We start from the raw sequence: 19,112 nt of genomic DNA, 5'->3' as shown, positions 1-19,112 counted from the left end.
TATGTCGACCATCTCTTGGCACCCACAATCTGAGCCCAACCCCTTGCCGTTTTCCCCTTTTAAAGCCAGCACGGTGCCGCGCCCCATTGGATGGCTCTCTAGCGTGGACGGTGAGGGCCGCGAAAACATCGCGCCCTATAGCCAGTGGCAAAACCTCACTTTCGACCCACCCATGGTGATGTTTTCGGCCAATCAGTACCCGGATGGTCGCCGCAAGGACACGGTGCTAAATGCGGAGGAAACCGGCTGGTTTGTGTGGAATATGGCCACCTATGATCTGCGCGAGGAAGTCAATAAATCTGCCCAAGTGCTCGCCTACGGCGAAAGCGAATGGGATCGCCTTTCCGTTACTAAGGAGTATGCGGACAATCACCGCATTCCCATGGTGAAAGAATCCCCGGTGAAGTTCGAGTGCCAGTACAAAACCACGCTGCGCGTGCCCGGCAATTCCAAGGTGGGCAGTATCGATCTCGTGGTGGCGGACGTGAAAACCATTCATATAGATGAATCCGTTATTGATGCTCAGGGCAAACTCGACATCCTCAAAATTAAGCCCATCGCGCGCATGGGCTACTTTGACTACACCGTGGTCACTGAAAAATTCGAGATGCGCGTTCCGGGCTCCGATGACGCCGCACGTGCCGGGCTAGAGGGCAGCGCGTAGCGCCTCGGCCATGGCCTGTTGGCCCGCGTGGGTGGGGTGCATGGGAAAGGAATTGGTTTCCTGGCCCGTGAAATCCACCCACGGGGAGGGGGAGCAGGCGGTGTGGTCTAGGGCGGCGTCGGCAAGCACGTAGCTAGCCCCGTTGCGCTCGGCGGCCTCGCGCACCGCCTGATTGATGCGCTCGATGGAGCCTGCCAACCATTCCCGGTCACTGGCCGGGATTTTTTCTATGTAGGGGCAGGTCTCGCCGGGCTTAATGAGCGGAAGATAACCGGTAGCTAGGACTTTCGCGTCAGGGGAGCGGCGGTGGATCTCCTCGTAGACCTTGTCTAGTCGGCGGGGTAGATCGCGAATTTCTAGGTCTATTTGCGCACCGGATTCTGCCTGGCAGATATCGTCTGTGGCGCACTGGGTAAGGCGTACGAAGCTGGCGTCATTGCCGCCGATGGACAGGCTCACCAGGTCGGTGTCCTCCCGCAAGGCGTCAACCTGGGCGGGGTGTTCGCCGGCAGAGGAGAGTACGTCGAGGGTACTAGCGCCCTGGCAGGCTACATTGCTAAGCTCCGCGCCCATTTCCTTGGCCGCCAGCTCGGGGTAGGAATCCTGTGCGCGCACGCAGGTATTGGGCGGATCCAGTGGCAGTGTGGTCGAGCCCATGGCCGCATAGGAATCTCCCAGCGCGACATAGTGGGGTGGCTGTGGCTCCTCGGCGGGGGTGGAACAAGCGGCGAGGAGGGCCACGGAAAAGAGGGAGATAAACCGGCGCATGCAGGCCATCGTAGATCATCCTGCCTGTGTCTCATATACGAGACAGTTAGGGTGCATGTGGCATGGTACACAGAGCTGCGTCACAGTACTTTATGACATGTGACGCTGAACAAGTCCTCGGGGACAGCCCCGGGACACCGGCCTAGGGGCTTGTGAGGGCGTCGAAAAGCACGACGAAAGGAAGCCATGTCTCAACCACGCGAAGTACGCGCACCACGCGGAACCGAACTGTCCGCTAAGTCCTGGCAGACCGAAGCACCCCTGCGCATGCTCATGAATAACCTCGACCCCGAGGTTGCTGAGCGCCCCGAAGACCTCGTGGTCTATGGTGGCACCGGCCGTGCAGCGCGCAGCTGGGAGGCCTTTGACGCCATCGTAGAATCCCTCAAGGACCTCGAATCTGATGAGACTCTACTGGTGCAGTCCGGCAAGCCGGTGGGCATCTGGAAGACCAACGAGTGGGCGCCGCGCGTGCTCATCGCTAACTCTAACCTGGTGGGAGACTGGGCTAACTGGGAACACTTCCGCAAGCTCGAGGACGAGGGCCTCATGATGTACGGCCAGATGACGGCCGGCTCCTGGATCTACATCGCTACCCAGGGCATCCTGCAGGGCACCTTTGAGACCTTCGCGGCAGTGGCTAAAAAGCGCTTCAATGGCAGCCTGGCCGGCACCTTCACTCTGACCGGCGGTTGCGGCGGTATGGGCGGCGCACAGCCGCTTTCTGTGACCCTCAATGGCGGCGCCTGCCTCATCGTGGATGTGGACGAGACCCGCCTCAAGCGCCGCCAGCACAAGCGTTACCTGGACGAGGTTGTCACCGACCTCGATGAGGCGCTCAAGCTGGTCCTCGACGCTAAGGAAAACAAGAAGCCGCTGTCCGTAGGCCTGGTAGGCAACGCCGCCGAGGTATTCCCGGAGGTTCTGCGCCGCCAGCGCGCCGGGGAATTTACCGTGGACATCGTCACCGACCAGACCTCGGCCCACGATCCTTTGTCCTACCTGCCTTCTGAAATCACCATGGAGGACTGGCATAACGAGGCCAAGGCAGATCCGACCACCTTTACCAAGAAAGCCCGCGAGTCCATGGCTGCCCAGGTCCAGGCTATGGTCGAATTCCAGGATGAAGGCGCCGAGGTCTTTGACTATGGCAACTCCATTCGTGATGAGGCCCGTAAGGCCGGCTACCAGCGCGCTTTCGAGTTCCCAGGCTTCGTCCCGGCCTATATCCGCCCGCTCTTCTGCGAGGGCCTCGGCCCGTTCCGCTGGGCCGCCCTTTCCGGTGACCCGGAGGACATCAAGGTTACCGACCAAGCGCTCAAGGAACTTTTCCCAGACAACGAGCACCTGCACAACTGGCTCGATGCCGCCGAAGAGTACGTCGAATTCGAGGGCCTGCCGGCACGCATTTGCTGGCTGGGCTATAACGAGCGCCACAAGGCCGGCCTGCTCTTCAACGACTTGGTGCGCGAGGGCAAGATTAAGGCCCCCATCGTCATCGGCCGCGACCACCTGGACTCCGGCTCCGTGGCCTCCCCATACCGCGAGACCGAGGCCATGCTCGATGGCACTGACGCTGTAGCTGACTGGCCGCTGCTCAACGCCATGACGGCAGTTTCTTCCGGTGCTACTTGGGTATCTCTGCACCACGGCGGTGGCGTGGGCATGGGCCGCTCCATTCACGCAGGCCAGGTTACCGTTGCGGATGGCACCGAGCTCGCCGCAGCCAAGTTGCGTGCGGTGCTTACCAACGACCCGGGCATGGGCGTTATCCGCCACGTCGATTCCGGCTACACTCGCGCAAAGGAGGTCGCCGATGAGCGCGGCGTCCGTATTCCGATGGAATTCAAGGCAAGGGACTAGATGAGCACACTTTTTACCGGCATTTCAGAACTCCGTACGGTCAGCGAGCGTGGCACGCTTAACGACGCCGCCCTAGTAGCCGAATCCGGCACCATCTCCTGGATAGGCCCGGCCGCTGAGGCACCGGCCGCCGATGAGAAGGTGGATCTAGGTGGCCGCGCGGTCCTGCCCGGCTGGGTAGATTCGCACACCCACATGGTCTTTGATGGCGACCGCTCCGCCGAATTTGAGGCCCGCATCTCCGGCGGCTCCTACGAAGCAGGCGGCATCGCCGTCACCATGGACGCCACCCGCCAGGCTGGCACCGACCGGCTGGAGAAGTTGGTGGCAGATCGCGTGGCCGCCGGCCGCCGCGGAGGCACCACCACCTTCGAGACCAAGACGGGTTACGGCCTCAACACCGAGTCCGAGGTAGAGGCCGCTAAGGTCGCTTCCCGCCACGTAGATGACGTGACGTTCCTCGGCGCCCACTTGGTGCCGCCAGGGGCAGATGCGGAAGACTACCTCGACGAAGTGGTTGGACCCATGCTCGAGGGCGTTGCTCCCTACGTGCAGTGGATTGATGTCTTTTGCGAGCGCGGCGCCTTCAACGAGGAGCAATCCCGGCGCGTACTGGAAGCCGGTAAGAAGCTGGGCCTTGGTCTGCGCGTGCATGGCAACCAGCTGGGCGAGGGCCCGGGCGTGGCTCTAGCCGTGGAATTGGGTGCCGCCTCAGTAGACCACGTCAATCATTTGAGCGACGAGGACGTAGAGCTGTTGGCCAATTCCGATACCGTGGCCACGATGCTGCCGGCTTGCGATCTGTCCACCCGCGAGCCGCTCGCCCCAGGCCGCAAGCTTCTCGACGCCGGCGCAACCCTCGCCATCGCCTCCAACCTCAACCCCGGCACGTCCTATACCTCCTCGATGAACTACTGCGTGACCACCGCGGTCCTTCAGCAGTACCTTTCCGTCGACGAGGCTATCCATGCTGCGACCACCGGCGGTGCGACCGCCCTGCGCCGCCACAACGTGGGCAATGGTCTCGATCCACAAGGTCGCCCCGCCAAGGGCACCATCGTGGAAGGTGCTGCCGCCGACCTGCACGTGCTCGACGCCCCCAGCGCCGTACATCTGGCCTACCGCCCAGGCATGCCGCTGAGTTATCGCACCTTTATCGCCGGAGCCTAGCGCTCCTCTAGAAAGGTCGCCGCTATCTGATATAGCCGGCGGCCTTTTTCTTTTGTCGTATGCAGCAACGCGTCCTTCTTGCCAATAAATACCGCGCGTGAACCATCCGGATCTTCCACCATAAAGAGGGTTTCTTCGTCTTGAGGACTGTTAACAGTCCATGACTCTGGGGCATAGAGGCGACGGAAGCGCTCCAGCTCTACCTCTACGTCATTGCGGGTGCTAGCCGGGGGCCGGTAGGGGAGGTCGTCGGGTCCGTAGCCCTTTCGCGGACCTTTTCTCTCTCCGTGTTCAAAGTCGCTGTAGACCTCGCTTACTTGGGCACGCACCAGCCCGTTTTGTCCTCCGTGGACTCTATGCGCAGGTATAGAGGGTGGCGAGGCCGTGAAGTAAAACAGGAGTAAAGCTGGCCTATCTTGGGCTTATCTATGGCGCTAAAAGTCACAAACTTGCCACGAGGTACGAAATCAAACTCCACGGAAAATAGGTGGTTGTTTCGTTATCTACCACGCTGCCGACGGTAAGGAGTTTAGGACGTGCCGCGTATTCCGTGCGGTGGAAGCGCACTGGTTCTAACTCCACCACATAAAAATCAAAGTTATCCTCCACCGCAGCTATGCGAAAGATGAGGTTTAGGTGAAAACGCCGGTCTGTTATATGTACAAACTCTCCATGCCGCGGCCTGCGACTGCGCCTAGTGGGATAGATCAGGCCCGTAGACAGAGAGGACAAATAAAGGTCTACCGGAGGGTCTAGTTCCGTGCTGAACCCTGGATAGGAACTTTCTCTTGGCGCGGATACGTGCTTGGTCGTCGAGGAATCGTGGGCGTAGATGAGTCATGAACCGCACATTAAAAGAGCCACCTGACACCACGTGTCAGTATTTTCGAACTGCCTCGAGCATTGCAGGAAATCTGGGTTTTAAAGGCCTAGGAGCTGCGCAATGGAGTTTGGAGCTGCAATCGCGTAGGGTTGGTAAAGCAATGAGCATTACCGATAACGTCACCGGCGGCGTCAACGAGCCGGAAGATTTTAATAAGTCGGAATCTCAGGACAACTCGCAAGGTGCCACCAAGGACACCAGGGCTGCGAATACTTCTGAGGACACCGGCGCTGAGTCTCAGGACTCGGCCAACGACAACTCCCAGGGGTTCGCGCATCTTGGCCTGCCAGACAAGATTCTGGAAGCCGTTGCGAAAGTAGGCTTTACCAAGCCGTCCCCCATTCAAGAAGAAACCATCCCGATCTTGATGGAAGGCCGCGACGTAGTCGGCCTCGCCCAGACCGGTACCGGCAAAACCGCTGCCTTCGCGCTGCCTGTATTGTCGCAAATTGACGCCAAGGCCCGTCACCCACAGGCACTTGTGCTCGCGCCAACCCGTGAGCTGGCCCTGCAGGTAGCGGACTCCTTCCAGTCTTTTGCTGAAACCCTCAAGGGCGTCGAGGTGCTGCCTATCTATGGCGGCCAAGCCTACGGCATTCAGCTATCCGGTCTGCGCCGCGGTGCACAGGTCATCGTGGGTACCCCGGGTCGTGTCATCGACCACTTGGAAAAGGGCTCGCTGGACCTGTCTCAGCTACAGTTCCTCGTCCTTGATGAGGCCGATGAGATGCTGAACATGGGCTTCCAGGAAGACGTTGAGCGGATCTTGGAGGATACCCCGGATCGCAAGCAGGTGGCGCTTTTCTCGGCCACCATGCCGAACGCTATTCGGCGCCTTTCTAAGCGCTACCTCGACAACCCTGCCGAGGTCACGGTGAAGTCGGAGCGCCGCACTAATGACAACATCACGCAGCGCTTCCTCCTCATCCCGCATCGCGCGAAGATGGATGCCTTCACCCGCATCCTTGAGGTCATTAATTATGACGCCATCATCGTCTTTTGCCGCACCAAGCACGAGACCGAGGAGGTAGCCGAAACCCTGCGTGACCGCGGTTTCAGCGCCGCCGCCATCAATGGTGATATCGCGCAGGCGCAGCGCGAGCGTACCGTCGATCAGCTTAAGGACGGCCGCCTAGACATCCTCGTGGCTACCGACGTCGCCGCCCGCGGCCTGGATGTCGAGCGCATTACCCATGTGGTCAACTTCGATATCCCGAACGATACCGAGTCTTATGTTCACCGCATCGGCCGTACCGGCCGTGCTGGCAGATCCGGCGAAGCCATCCTATTCGTCACTCCCCGCGAGCGGCGCATGCTGCGTTCCATCGAGCGCGTGACCAACGCCCGATTGGAAGAGATGGATCTGCCGTCTGTTGACGAGGTCAATGAGAAGCGTAAGGAAAAGTTTGCGCAGTCCATTAGCAACTCCATGGACAATAAGCAGGCGGACTTCTTCCGCTCCTTGGTACGCAAGTACTCCGAGGACAACAACGCGGCCATGGACGACATCGCCGCTGCCCTCGCCGTCATGTTGCAAGGCGGCAAGAACTTCCTAATGGAAGACAAACCACTTCCGAAGCCGAAGCGAGACCGTCGTGACGATCGCAAGCGCGACCGCGACTTCAAGGGCGGCGGCAAGGGCCGTGGACCTAAGCGGCCGGATGGTGACTTTGAGACGTACCGACTGGACGTCGGCAAGCGGCAAAATGTGCGCCCAGGAGCCATCGTGGGTGCCATTGCCAATGAGGGTGGCTTGTCCGCCAAGGACTTTGGTCGCATCACCATCGCTGTGGGGCATACCTTGGTTGACCTGCCAAAGAACCTTGATCCGGCAGTTCTGGACCGGCTGAAGGATACCCGCATTTCCGGCCAGCTAATCAACATTCAAAAGGACACCGGCCGCCCGCCACGCCGTGACCACGGCAGCGGACGCAAGCGCGGTGGACGCTGGCGCGACTAACTTTTCGATTCAATGGGCCTCTTCGGAGGCCCATTTTTTCGTGCCCCGTGACCAGCAGTTTTACTATAAACGGGGGTAGCGTGTCGGGGCGATTTTGTATACTAAAACGCAAATATGTTCTAGGGAAACTTCTGCGGGGGAAGTCTATGAATGCGCCCTACTTTGCCAATACCAATCCACAAAATTCAACCTCACGAGCAGCTACAACCATACGCAAGTCCGAATACTTGTTATGGAGGCATCTGCATCCAGATCCGGATGAGGATATCGAACTCATTAGCCAATCTCTGTCGGACCTTACCGGTACGCGGCAGTCTCGAATTCGAAATATTATCTTCGCCTTTGAGCGCTTAAAGGAGCTACCACACCTTGAAGCGCGGCAAGAAGAGCTTTACCACTTAGATTTAGATCGCTTAATAACTATCGACCAGACCCTCTCCAAGCTAGGGGAGATTGACGCCGAACAACGACAGCTTATCGACGCCGAATTAACCGCCTACCTCACCCCCAAACGCCCCAACCAGAAATTGCCTTCCCATCGCAACCTGCGGCGCAAGTTGCGGGAGCTTATTGTCCGCCTCGACCCCACTATCGCCGCGCGCGATCCACGCCGTAAGGAGTCCTATAACCTCGAGCCCACAGGCGGGGAGTGGGCCGCAGTATGTCTCGACGTGGGCCTAGAAACCGCCGAAATCATTGATCGAAATATCCGCAGCGTGGCTACGGAGAAGGACATTTCCTTGGCCCAAGCGGCAGTTGCCTTGCTTACCGGCGAGGCTGAAGCCAAGGCGAAGGTAGTGCTCAATATGTATCGCTGCGATCTTCCTGATGCGCCAGCCTTCGTCCAAAGTTTGGGTTGGGTCTCGCCAGAGGTTGCCGACGACATGCAATCACGGGCGACAACCGTCCGCGATATGGAAAAGGCAGCACAGGATGAAAGCGGAAACTACGTAACGCCGCCCCATATCCGTGCCTTTGTGGAGGGCCTCGATGGAACCTGCCGATGGCCCGGCTGCACACGACCGGCGATGGCTTCCCAGATGGATCATCGACACGACTTTGCAGATGGAGGGCCTACAGCGGCGGCAAATCTTTCGTGCCTATGCCAACATCACCACAACATCAAGACTGATGGGCGGGCGTTTTATATAAAGGATCCGATTAGTGGGGACATAGTTTGGCTCTTTGAAGATTCCACGTGGGTCTATGACGAAGCTAGCGGGCCACTCGCAGCGAAAAATCGGAGGTGGGCGCAGACGGTGGCGCAGGCGACACAGCGGCGTCGGCACAATGCGCACGAAGGTGCACAGAGATTGAAAGAAGAGCTGGAAAACGAGAAACGGGACAGCGAAGAAGCTGTCCCGGAAGAGTAGATGGCCTTCTGGAAGACCAATTAGAAGTTCACGTACATCAGGATCAAGCAAATGATCCATAGGAGGTTAAATACGCCACCGAACGCGGACAGCGGCTTCTTTGCCGCCGCGTAGTCGAAGGTTTCGTTGGACTCAAGGGAGGCCATTGCCTTCTTCTGCTTAGGAATGATGACGAAGAAGAGCAAGCACCACGCGATGATGGCAACCAGGATGGCGATGTGGAAGTTTACCTGGGACTTGTAGGCGCTGATATCGGAGAGAAATACGCCGAGTCCGAGGATAGGCACGATAGCGGAGATGTAGCCGTAGGTATTGGTGATGTTATGCAGAACGCGGGCGGAGCCTAGTGCTGCGTGCTCACCTTGTGCTACCTTTGCCATCTGAGTCTGGAAGCTGGAGGTAGATACGCAGACTGGACCGATTAAGAGAACAGCTGCGGCCACGTGGAGGAATACAAGGAAAGTAGTCATTGAAAGAACCCTTCAATCGCGGAAAGTTGCCACAATTACCCTAATCAATTTCCGGTGAGTAGGGCTATCCGACATTGCCTTTGCATGGCTCGCACATCCGCGGAGGGGAGCGGAAGCGAGTACTTGCGGGCGATGTCTGCGAGGCGGCGAGAATATTCGCAGCGATTGGCCGGTGGAAGCCATTCGGCAGGAAGGGCATCCGACTTTTCTTGATTGAGCTTGCGGCTGGTGGCTACAAGATTGAGGGGATCGTTGCCAAAGCGCACTTTAGTTTCGCGGTCCCACTCGGAAGCCCCCATGTCATAGGCCGCGGAGAGGGGAAAGATGTGGTCGATCTCAATGGGTGAGGTGGCAGGAATGGTGGTGCCACTATAAGGGTCATAGATTGTCCCACTGTGGGGGTGGCACCCCTGAAGGGGATCGCTTGACTGGCTTTCCAGAATGACCTCGCGGGTGGTACAGGCCCCATGAGGTTGCCAAATGCCGAAATCATCGCGGTTGTAGCCGGCGGCTTCGGGCCGGGAGGGGAGCATGGCGAGGTCAAAACGCGGAAAAGGCCACGCATACCATGCACCGATAAGGACGGTGACGCATGATAGCGCGGCCAGGTAATAGGACTTCATGTCCTATTGGACTGCGCGGAGCCCGTGATGGTTCCGATTATTTATCGGTGACCTTTTCCGCGGCCTCCTCGAAGTCGAGGCTGGAGCCCTTTTCTACGAGTTTGGCCAGCTTGGTGGCCTCTTCAAACTCGGAAACAACTTCTGGTGCTGGCTGCTTGGTGAGTTTGGTTACGATGACGGCCACGATGAGGGCCAGGAAGAAGCCAGGAACCATCTCGTAGAGGGTGTCGGAAAGCGGAGACATGCCCCAGCCGATGGCCACGATGGCACCGGTGAGCATGCCGGCAATCGCGCCGGTGGCGTTGAAGCGCTTCCAGTACAGGGACAGCAAGATGATGGGGCCGAAGGCGGAACCGAAGCCTGCCCACGCAAAGCCGACAAGGCCAAGGATGGAGTCAGATGGGTTGATCGCCAAGAGGGCAGCAATGACCGCGATGGCGACGATTGCGGTGCGCGAGAGGTTGATGAGGACCTGCTCGCTTGGCTTCTTCTTAGCAAAGATGAGGAAGAGGTCCTCGATGAGGGAAGTAGAGACGACGAGCATCTGGGAAGACATGGTGGACATGATGGCGGCTAGAACCGCGGTCAGGACGAAGCCAGCGGGCAGGGGATGCATCATGGCCTGAGCCATGTCCAGGAAGATGGTTTCGAAGTTTTCTTGGTCGGTGATGCTGTGGCCGGTCTGGGTGAAGTAAACGGTGCCAGAGAGTGCGACGAAGATAGCGCCGATGACGGATAGGCCCATCCAGGTGACGCCATAGAAGCGGCCTTGGCGGGCGTCGGAAGGCTTACGCAGCGCCATGAAGCGGACCACAATGTGCGGCTGGCCAAAATAGCCCAAGCCCCAGGCCAGGTTGCCGATGATAACGCCGGCGGATACGCCTGCGAACATGGAGAAGTAGCTGTCATTTTCCACTACACCATCGGTTCCATAAGGATTATTGGCGGCAAACGAGAAGATCGAAGATGGATCGCTGAGAGAAACAATAGCCATGATTGGCACGATCATGAGGGCGACGAACATGAGCACGCCCTGGACGACGTCCGTATAAGACACCGCCAAAAAGCCGCCGACGAAGGTGTAGAAAATGGTCACCGCAGCGATGACGAGCATACCGGTGAGGTAGTCGCCACCGAAGGTGGACTCGAAGTAGCGGCCACCGGAAACCATGCCGGAGGAGACGTAGAAGGTAAAGAAGAAGATGATGATGGCTGCGGAGATGATGCGCAGCAAGCGGGACTTATCGTGCAAGCGGTTTTCAAAGAAGGACGGCACGGTAATGGAATTGGCCGCGATTTCCGAGTAAGAACGCAGGCGCGGTGCGACCCACTTCCAGTTAGCCCAGGCGCCGACGATCAGGCCGATGGCCATCCACAGCTCGGACATGCCGGAGAGGAATAGGGCGCCGGGCAGGCCCATGAGCAGCCAGCCGGACATATCGGATGCGCCAGCGGAAAGAGCCGCTACGAATGGGTGCAGGCCACGGCCGCCTAAAACATAATCGTCATATTGGTCGGTTTGTTTGTAGCTCCAGTAGCCAATGGCTGCCATTGCGAGGAGATACACGATCATCGCAATGACGTACCAAGTTGAATCTTGCACGTTTTACTCCTTGTAGTGATATGTAGGACATATCCACGTTAACGGGGTCACAAGGTTAACCCAAGCGAAATTACAGGTGTGGCGCAGATCTCTGTTTGGATTTTCTATCGTTCAACTGGGAAAAGGGGCGAACATAACGAGCGTGTAACAAAATTGGCAGGGCTGCTATGCTGGCGGTTATGGCTTCTTACCTCGTGCATGGACTGTGGCTCCCCGTTACGGGGCTTGGTCTATGGATTGAACAGGTAGAAGGGCACAAGATTGTCATGCCCAATGCCGTTCCCGAAGGCACCTTCCCGCCAGCAGTCGAGTCCATTCTGGGGAAGAAATCTTTCCGCAACCGGGCGCGAGTATCGCTGCGTACGCCGAAGGGCAAGGACGTCTCTTTGATGGTGCCGATGGCGATGTTCGGCCCAGAAGAGGCCGTCGCGGCGCTCGCCCAGATGGAACACCTGAATCATAAGCCGCCGGCTACCATCGCCCCTGACCTCCAGTGGCTACTGCATGCCTACAGTGGCCTGTGTAAATTCGTGCGCGCCGGGCGCGTGACGTTCCGGTTGGCCTACCAAGCTAATGAGTGGTTCCCCATGTGGCAGCTGGCCTCCGGCTTGGGAGAGCGCGGGTGGCTTGCAGAGATGATGGCGGCCGCGCCCGGCATCTTGCACGTTAATAATCGGGCGCTGTCGGATGACATGGCCGATGAACTCACGCACTGGATCGCGTTTCGTGAGCTGCGGCCCGTGGCGGAAGCACCGCGGCCGATGCCCTGGCACGAGTTTGCGCGCGCCCTGCTCGATACGCGGCCGATCCGGCGTGGACGCGCGCAGCTTTTGCGCGGGCTTAATGAGTGGAAGAATTCCCTCTACGAGGTGGAACTCCAATTGGTCTACATCGTGGAAGAACCGGCAGAAGATGACCCGGATGCGGCCAAGTGGCCGGTGCGCGTGCGGGTTCGCTCGGGCACGGATGCTCCGCGGCCGGTGTCAGCGCAGAGTCTGGATAGGGCGAGCGTCGAAAAGCTGCGGGAAGCCCACCGCAAGGCCGTGCGCATCGCGCCCACGCTGGGGGAAACCGCACAGCTGCCGCAGCCTGGCGACGGCGACTGGGATGTCTACCTAGAAACCCACCAACTTACCCATTTTGTTACGCACGAGGTGGACAAGCTCAAGGCCAGTGGCGTGACCGTCATGCTGCCCAAGGCCTGGGCGCAGATGGAGACCAAGGCCAAGCTAGAAACCCGCGAGGCCCGCGATCCGGCCGAAGCCGCCACTAAAAAGCACATCGGCATGAATAAGTTGGTGGACTATAACTGGCGCATGTCTGTGGGCGATGTGGAGTTGACCGAAGAAGAGATGGAGGACTTGGTCAATTCCAAGTCCGGTCTTATCCAATTGCGCGGCAAGTGGGTCATGGCCGATAAGCAGGTTGTCTCCCAGGTCTCCGGCTACATGGATGCGCTGCGGGAGAAGTCGCTAGCGCGCAAAAAGAAGGAGCTAGAGCAGCTAGCCGCCACCGCGGAGATGGCCAAGCAACTTGGCGAGCCCGGGTGGGAAGCCTTGCTGGCGGACGTGGAGCGGCGCCGCCAAGAGTTCAACGCGGGCGGCGAAGAACACGAGCAGGTTACCGTGGCCGAACTGCGCGAACTCGCGCTCGAGTCAATGACCCAAGAGCCGATTGAGTTTACCGGTAGCACCTGGCATACGGCCCTGCTCGGCGGGGTGGACAAGGTCGCACCAGAGCGCGTGGACATTCCCAAAACTGTCCATGCGGAGCTGCGCGAGTACCAGCGCCGCGGCGTCGACTGGCTGTATTGGATGTCCCGCAATGGCATAGGCGCCGTGCTTGCCGACGACATGGGGCTCGGCAAAACCCTCCAACTACTGTCCCTTCTCGCGGTAGAAAAGGAGCGCGGTGAGCAGACCGGCCCCACGCTCGTCGTGGCGCCAACCTCCGTGGTAGGGAACTGGGCGCGCGAGGCGCAGCGCTTCGTCCCGGACTTCAAGGTCATGGTGCAGCATGGTCCAAGCCGCCCGCGGGGCGAGCAGTTTGCCCAAGCATCCGCCGGATGCGACTTGGTTATCACCACATATGGCACCGTGGGCCGCGATTTTAAGGACATGGGCGAGGTAGGCTGGCAGCGCGTTGTGCTGGACGAGGCCCAGGCCATCAAGAACTCCGCGACGCGCTCGTCTAAGGCCGTGCGCTCGCTGCCTTCGGAACACCGCGTGGCGCTGACCGGTACCCCAGTGGAAAATCGCCTCTCAGAGATGCGCTCCATCTTGGACTTTTGTAATCCTGGAGTATTGGGCTCCGCTTCGTTCTTCCGCAATCACTTTGCCAAGGCCATCGAGCGCAATGATGACGAAGAGATGTCTGAACGCCTGCGTCAGCTCACCGCGCCATTTATCCTTCGCCGCGTGAAGACGGATCCAAATATTATCGATGATCTGCCAGAAAAATCCGAGCAAATCCTTACCGTGTCCATGACCACCGAGCAAGCTGCCCTGTATAAGGCACTGGTCAACCAGGTGAAAAAAGACCTGCAGGAAGCTACGGGAATGAATAAGCGCGGGCTGGTGCTGTCCTCGCTCACCCGTATTAAGCAGATTTGCAATCACCCTGCGCATTATTTGGGCGATAGCTCCCCGGTGACGCTCAAGGGCAAGCATCGCTCCGGCAAGGTCAAAGAACTCATGCGCATCGTGGACGAGGCTACCGAATCCGGCGAGCGTCTCTTGGTCTTTACCCAGTACAAGGCCTTTGGCGATATCCTGCAGCCTTACCTAAGCGATCAGCTCGGCCGCGAGATCCCCTTCCTCCACGGCGGGGTGAGCAAAAATAAGCGCGACCAGATGGTGGAAGACTTCCAGTCCGAGGACGGTCCGCCGGCGATGATCCTTTCGCTCAAGGCCGGCGGTACTGGCCTGAACCTGACGGCCGCCTCCATCGTCGTCCACATGGACCGCTGGTGGAACCCGGCGGTGGAAAACCAGGCGACGGACCGCGCCTTCCGCATCGGCCAGCGCCGCAATGTGCAGGTATATAAGATGATCACCGCGGGTACGCTGGAAGAATCTATCCAGGACATTTTGGACGGTAAGACGCAGCTGGCCGGCGCCGTCGTGGGCGAGGGCGAGGGCTGGCTCACCGAGCTAGACCCAGATCAGCTGGCCGCACTCATGAGCTACCGGGGGAGGGAGTAAGCCATGGCTGTCAAAGGCGATGACAACGTCATCTATGCCAATTTTGGTACCCGCAAGCGGGTAAGTACCCCGGACGAGGTCAATCACGTTGATCGCAGCGGACGCATTCTGTCCACGACGGCCTCGCGTATCGCGGCCTTTACCTCCCACGGTGCGGATCGGGGCCGGATTACCCGCGGCCGCCAGTATGCCGAGGGCGGCCACGTCGTAGGACTGGAGGTGCGCAACGGCGCCATCCACGGCCGCGTGGCCGGCTCCCAGAATGAACCCTTCGCGGTGCTCATCCAGCTGCCATACCGCAATAATGACGATATTGCCCAGCTGGCCACCGAATTCGCCCGCACCCCCAACTCCGTTGCTAATGCACGCAAAGGCCTGCTTGCCGACGCCGCCCTAGACACCCTCTTCGCCCCCGAGGCCGAAGACCTGCGCTTGACCTGCGACTGCCCGGACGGCGAGTACGTGTGCAAGCACATCGTGGCGGTAGGAGATAAGCTCGCTACCCGCGCAGATGCGGACCCAGCCGTCATTTTTAATATGCGCGGTCTGGACTTCGCCCGCCTGGAGCGCATGGTCTTAGAGCAAGCTAAGACCGTTAGCCGCGAAAGCTTTACCCCAAGCGATCTGTCAGAGGAAGAAAAGAATGACATCTTCTGGAACGGCCGTGAGCTGCCCAAGCTGCCGCAGCCCAAGGTAGCCCCGGCTATCGATGACTCCGATCCGGACCTATTGCGCAAGGCCATGCGCTCGGTCTCGCATACCAACCTGGATCTTCTCCGCGCGGTATCCGATATTGAAGACCTCTACTACCACCTCACGCACTAATGACTGCTACCACGTTTATCCATACCTCCGATTTTCAGCTGGGCATGACCCGGTGGTTTCTTAAGGGAGAGGCCCAAGGCCGTTTTAATGATGACCGCGAGGCCGCCATCATGCGACTGGGCGAGCTGGCTGAGGACACCGGCGCGGAGTTCATCGTCGTCGCCGGTGACGTTTTTGAACACAATGCCCTCTCGCGCGAAATCCTCGCCCGCGCCACGGAGATGTTCAAGCGCCTGCCGGTGCCGGTCTATGTCCTGCCCGGCAACCACGACCCTCTGGTGGCGGATTCGGTCTTTTATAAGACCAGCGCGGACAATATCCACGTCATAGCAGACTCGGAGCCCATCGAGGCGGCCCCCGGCGTGGAACTGGTTGGCGCGCCGTACCTGTCCAAGCGCGCAAACCACGACTTGGTCCGCCAAGCGCTCGAACCGTTGGAGCCGGCCGCGGGCATCCGCATCGCCGTCGGCCACGGCCAGGTGGATTCCCGCTCCGGCGAGGATGACGCCGATACCATCGACCTTGCCTTCGTCGAGGACTGCCTGGACCGCGGGGTCATCGACTACCTAGCGCTCGGTGATACCCACTCCACCGCAAGCCTCGGCACCACCGGCCGAGTGTGGTTCTCCGGCAGTCCGGAGACCACGGACTATAAGGAAACGAGCACCGGTGGCGGCGAATCGGATTCCGGCAATGCGCTGGTGGTGCGTGTGGGAGATGAGGTGGACATCGAGAAGCGCCGCATCGGATGCTGGACCTTTGAGGCCGTTGATGCCGCCGTGGATTCCGCTGCGGATGTGGACCGCTTCCTCGCGCGTCTTGGCGAGTACCCGGATAAGGTGCGCACGGCCGTGAAATATAGCCTGCGCGGCACTCTCGGGGTCGAGGCCCACGCCCGCCTGCAACGCGGCCTGGAGGAGTATGAAGCCGTATTTGCCTCCCTGCGCCCCCGCGAGCGCACCATGGATCTCTACCTTGAGCCCAACGAGGAAGAACTGGCCAGCCTCGATATTTCTGGCTACGCGGCCGAGGCCTTGCAAGAACTACTGGATAACCGCGAGGATCCCGTCGCTCGCGACGCTGCCAACCTGCTATTCCGCCTGGAGGGACAGTCCTAATGCGCATCCACCGCCTAGAACTCACCAACGTCCGCGGCATTGAGCACCTGGTCCTGGATGAGTTGCCAGAAACCGGCGTCGTGGTCATTCACGGCGAGAACGAGGCCGGCAAGTCCACCATCGTGGAGGCGCTCGACGTGGTGCTCACTGAAAAGCACAGCGGCCGCTCCAAGCGCATTCGCGCCCTGCAACCGGTGGGAAAGGACGTCGCCCCAGAGGCTATGGCTGAGCTAAGCGTAGGCGACTACCGCTTCCGCATTGCCAAGCGCTGGCTGTCCAAGAAATCCTGCGAGCTGAATATTTCTTCTCCACGGCCGGCGCAATTTACCGGCAGCCAGGCCGATGATGAGCTGGAACGGATCCTCTCTGAGCACTTGGATCGCTCGCTTGTCGACGCCCTCTTTATGCGCCAAGACGACACCGGCGAGGCCATCTCGGCCGTCGGTATTCCTAGCCTCACCCGGGCGCTAGAGCGCGAATCCGGCCTGGCCGAGGAAGAGGTCTCCGGCGACGATTCCGCGCTCCTTGCCCGCGTGGATAAGGAATACCAGCGCTACTTCACCGCCGCGAAGGGGAATCCGGCAGGCGAGTACAAGGAATCCGCCGAAGCCCTCTCCCGCGCCGAAGAAGAATACGCAGAGGCCACCCGCGTACTGCGCGAGCTTGATTCCGTGGTGGAGCGCTATGAGCAACTCGAGCGCGAGCAAGATGCTGCCCAAGCAGAACTTCCCGCTGCGCGCGCGGATCTCGCACAAAAACAGGCCGATTCTAAAGAGGCAGCGACCGCGCAGGCCAAGCTGGACTCCCATAAAGCCACGCTTGAGCATGCCACGGACGACCTTGCTCGCGCGCAAACCGCAGTCGCCGAGCGCGCCGAGCTCGTCACCGCGGCCGATAAATCCGCCAAGGCTGCCGAGGCTGCCCAGCAAAAGCTCACTGCCGCCCAAGACAAGGCTAAGCAGGAGGCCGCGGAAAAGGAAAGATTGGAAAAGCGCCTAGCAGAGGCGAAAGAGGACTATGCCGCAGCCCGCAGCACTCTTAAGCAGGCGCGACGGCTGCAGGATAAGCAGAAGTTTGAGCAGCTCAGTTCCCGGCTAGAATCGCTTGGCGCCCTTGCCACCGAGGTGGACCAAGCCCGTTCCATCGTTGCGCAGCGCGGCCGCGAGGTGACCGCGGCGGATATCACCGGTCTGCATAAGGCCGACTCGGCCCTTTCGGTAGCAGAGCGCCTGCACGAGGCTGCGGCCGCCAAGGTGCACTTCTCTGGGCCGGCGGGGTCTACCATTCGCGTCGATGGCGACGATGTCGAGGTGGGGGAGGACACAGCCATCGAGCTCGTCGATTCTCGCGTTATCACCATCGGTGATATCACCGCCCGCTTTTCCGTTGGATCCTACTCGGCTGAGGACACCCAGCGCGATGTGGAACAGGCGCGCGTGCGGTTGCGGGATCTGCTCGATACCCTCGGGGTGGAATCAGTGGCCGCGGCCGAGGAAGCCCATGAGGCGCACCGTGCACAAAACGACGCCCTCGATGCCGCCAGCCGCGCACTCAGCGCAGAGCTGGGTCCAGATGATTTGGCCGACTTGCGTTCCCAACATTCCGCACTGGCCGAGAAGGTCGCGGATCTGGAAGACGCCGCCGAAGTAGACCTTCCTGCCGTCGAAGCCGCGGAGGAAGCAGCTAGCGAGAAGGTGGATGCCATTGACCGCGAGCTCGTGCCGTTTCGCGAAAGCCGCCTTGCTCACGAGGTAGTGCGTTTAGATGCCGAACTAGACGCCGCACGCGAAAATGCGCAGCGAGTGACCCGCGAGCTCGCCTCTGCGCGCGAGCGCGCCACCGATGAGACTCTCCACGCCGAGGTCACCCGCTTGCAAGCCACCGTCGCGGACCTGCGCGGGCAGCTGGAGCACATGGAAGCAGTAGATCTTGAGACTGCCAATTCGCTGCTAGAAGGAGCGCAGTCTCATCTGGACTACCTCACCGAGCGCATCCAGCGCTGCGAGGTAGACCTCGGTCGGCTCTCTAGCGAGGTGAATTTCCACTCCGGCGCCGCCGAACGCGCACAGCAGGCCACCGCGGCGGTAGAGATGGCCCGGGCAGTTCACGAGAGCGTCGACAAGCGCGCCCAAGCAGCACGTTACCTGCGCGAAGTATTGCTCAAGCACCGCGATGCCGCCCGCCAGCGCTACGCCGCGCCCTTTGTGGCCGCACTCTCACAGTTGGCGCGCACCGTTTACGGTGGCGAAATCACCTTCGAGCTGGACGAGGACCTCCGTGTGACCGCCCGTACCCAAGGCAATGAGACGGTAAGTCTGGCTAGCCTTTCTGGTGGCGCCCGCGAGCAACTGGCCATTCTTACCCGCTTTGCCATTGCGCAGCTGGTGGGAACGGAATCGGTGCCCGTCATCGTCGACGATGCGCTGGGCTCTACCGACGCGCATCGTCTGCAACTTATGGCCACGCTTTTTTCCCATGTCGGCCGGGACAATCAGGTATTGGTCTTTACCTGCATGCCAGAGCGCTACTCGCGGGTGCCGGGGCGCGATGAGCGCGGCATAGCTTCCCTCAAGGGGGTAATCTAGTTTC

14 protein-coding genes are annotated in these 19,112 nt (G+C 59.9%); 9 read left to right on the top strand and 5 right to left on the bottom strand.

Going from position 1 to position 19,112, the window contains the following annotated elements:
* Position 1 precedes the first annotated feature (1 nt).
* Complete coding sequence (locus tag L8V22_RS05120; RefSeq protein ID WP_238801069.1) at positions 2-664, top strand: flavin reductase family protein; 663 nt, start codon at positions 2-4, stop codon at positions 662-664.
* On the opposite strand, the gene L8V22_RS05115 is transcribed toward L8V22_RS05120, so the two are convergent.
* Complete coding sequence (locus tag L8V22_RS05115) at positions 647-1,432, bottom strand: SGNH/GDSL hydrolase family protein (RefSeq protein WP_238801068.1); 786 nt, start codon at positions 1,430-1,432, stop codon at positions 647-649. The genes L8V22_RS05120 and L8V22_RS05115 overlap by 18 nt on opposite strands.
* Positions 1,433-1,618: 186 nt before the next feature.
* On the opposite strand from L8V22_RS05115, the gene L8V22_RS05110 reads away from it, so the two are divergent.
* Together L8V22_RS05110 and hutI are read left to right on the top strand one after the other, a co-directional pair.
* Positions 1,619-3,295 carry a urocanate hydratase gene (locus L8V22_RS05110; RefSeq protein ID WP_238801067.1) on the top strand — a complete coding sequence of 559 codons (1,677 nt, stop codon included), beginning with the start codon at positions 1,619-1,621 and terminating at the stop codon, positions 3,293-3,295.
* A complete protein-coding gene (hutI, locus tag L8V22_RS05105; protein WP_238801066.1) occupies positions 3,296-4,465 on the top strand; it encodes an imidazolonepropionase in 1,170 nt (389 codons plus the stop codon).
* On the opposite strand, the gene L8V22_RS05100 is transcribed toward hutI, so the two are convergent.
* Positions 4,462-4,794, bottom strand: coding sequence for a hypothetical protein (locus tag L8V22_RS05100; RefSeq protein ID WP_238801065.1), 333 nt, complete (start codon positions 4,792-4,794; stop codon positions 4,462-4,464). The genes hutI and L8V22_RS05100 overlap by 4 nt on opposite strands.
* Positions 4,795-5,448: 654 nt before the next feature.
* Here L8V22_RS05100 and L8V22_RS05095 point away from each other — a divergent pair.
* Both L8V22_RS05095 and L8V22_RS05090 read left to right on the top strand, forming a co-directional pair.
* Positions 5,449-7,308 (top strand): DEAD/DEAH box helicase, encoded by a 1,860-nt coding sequence (locus L8V22_RS05095; protein ID WP_238801064.1) that lies wholly within the window; start codon positions 5,449-5,451, stop codon positions 7,306-7,308.
* Between the two features lie 227 nt (positions 7,309-7,535).
* Entirely contained in the window at positions 7,536-8,681 is a 1,146-nt protein-coding gene (locus L8V22_RS05090) for an HNH endonuclease signature motif containing protein (protein WP_238801063.1), read from the top strand.
* A 20-nt stretch (positions 8,682-8,701) separates the two neighbouring features.
* Here L8V22_RS05090 and L8V22_RS05085 read toward each other — a convergent pair whose 3' ends face one another.
* Genes L8V22_RS05085 through putP form a run of 3 tightly spaced genes read right to left on the bottom strand, consistent with a single transcriptional unit; the run spans position 8,702 to position 11,377 of the window.
* A complete protein-coding gene (locus L8V22_RS05085; RefSeq protein ID WP_238801062.1) occupies positions 8,702-9,151 on the bottom strand; it encodes a DUF2269 domain-containing protein in 450 nt (149 codons plus the stop codon).
* Between the two features lie 44 nt (positions 9,152-9,195).
* The gene (locus L8V22_RS05080) at positions 9,196-9,774 is read right to left on the bottom strand and encodes an HNH endonuclease family protein (RefSeq protein ID WP_238801061.1); all 579 of its coding nucleotides are present in this window, start codon (positions 9,772-9,774) and stop codon (positions 9,196-9,198) included.
* Positions 9,775-9,811: 37 nt separating this feature from the next.
* Positions 9,812-11,377 carry a sodium/proline symporter PutP gene (gene putP, locus L8V22_RS05075; RefSeq protein WP_238801060.1) on the bottom strand — a complete coding sequence of 522 codons (1,566 nt, stop codon included), beginning with the start codon at positions 11,375-11,377 and terminating at the stop codon, positions 9,812-9,814.
* Between the two features lie 167 nt (positions 11,378-11,544).
* Between putP and L8V22_RS05070 the strand changes: the two genes are divergently transcribed.
* From L8V22_RS05070 to L8V22_RS05055, 4 genes are read left to right on the top strand one after another with little or no spacing between them, the layout of a single operon-like run.
* Positions 11,545-14,580: a DEAD/DEAH box helicase gene (locus tag L8V22_RS05070; RefSeq protein ID WP_238801059.1), complete on the top strand. Its 3,036-nt coding sequence runs from the start codon at positions 11,545-11,547 to the stop codon at positions 14,578-14,580.
* 3 nt (positions 14,581-14,583) lie between these two features.
* Positions 14,584-15,405, top strand: a complete 822-nt coding sequence (locus L8V22_RS05065) for an SWIM zinc finger family protein (protein WP_269966412.1) — start codon at positions 14,584-14,586, stop codon at positions 15,403-15,405.
* Positions 15,405-16,523, top strand: a complete 1,119-nt coding sequence (locus tag L8V22_RS05060; RefSeq protein WP_238801057.1) for a metallophosphoesterase family protein — start codon at positions 15,405-15,407, stop codon at positions 16,521-16,523. Before L8V22_RS05065 ends, L8V22_RS05060 begins: the two co-directional genes overlap by 1 nt.
* On the top strand, positions 16,523-19,108 hold the full coding sequence (locus tag L8V22_RS05055) for an AAA family ATPase (protein WP_238801056.1): 2,586 nt from the start codon (positions 16,523-16,525) through the stop codon (positions 19,106-19,108). The genes L8V22_RS05060 and L8V22_RS05055 overlap by 1 nt, the downstream gene beginning before the upstream one ends.
* Positions 19,109-19,112 lie beyond the last annotated feature (4 nt).

The organism is Corynebacterium yonathiae, from assembly GCF_027570195.1.
Lineage (GTDB): Bacteria > Actinomycetota > Actinomycetes > Mycobacteriales > Mycobacteriaceae > Corynebacterium > Corynebacterium yonathiae.
This window is presented reverse-complemented; position numbering and strand designations above follow the sequence as displayed.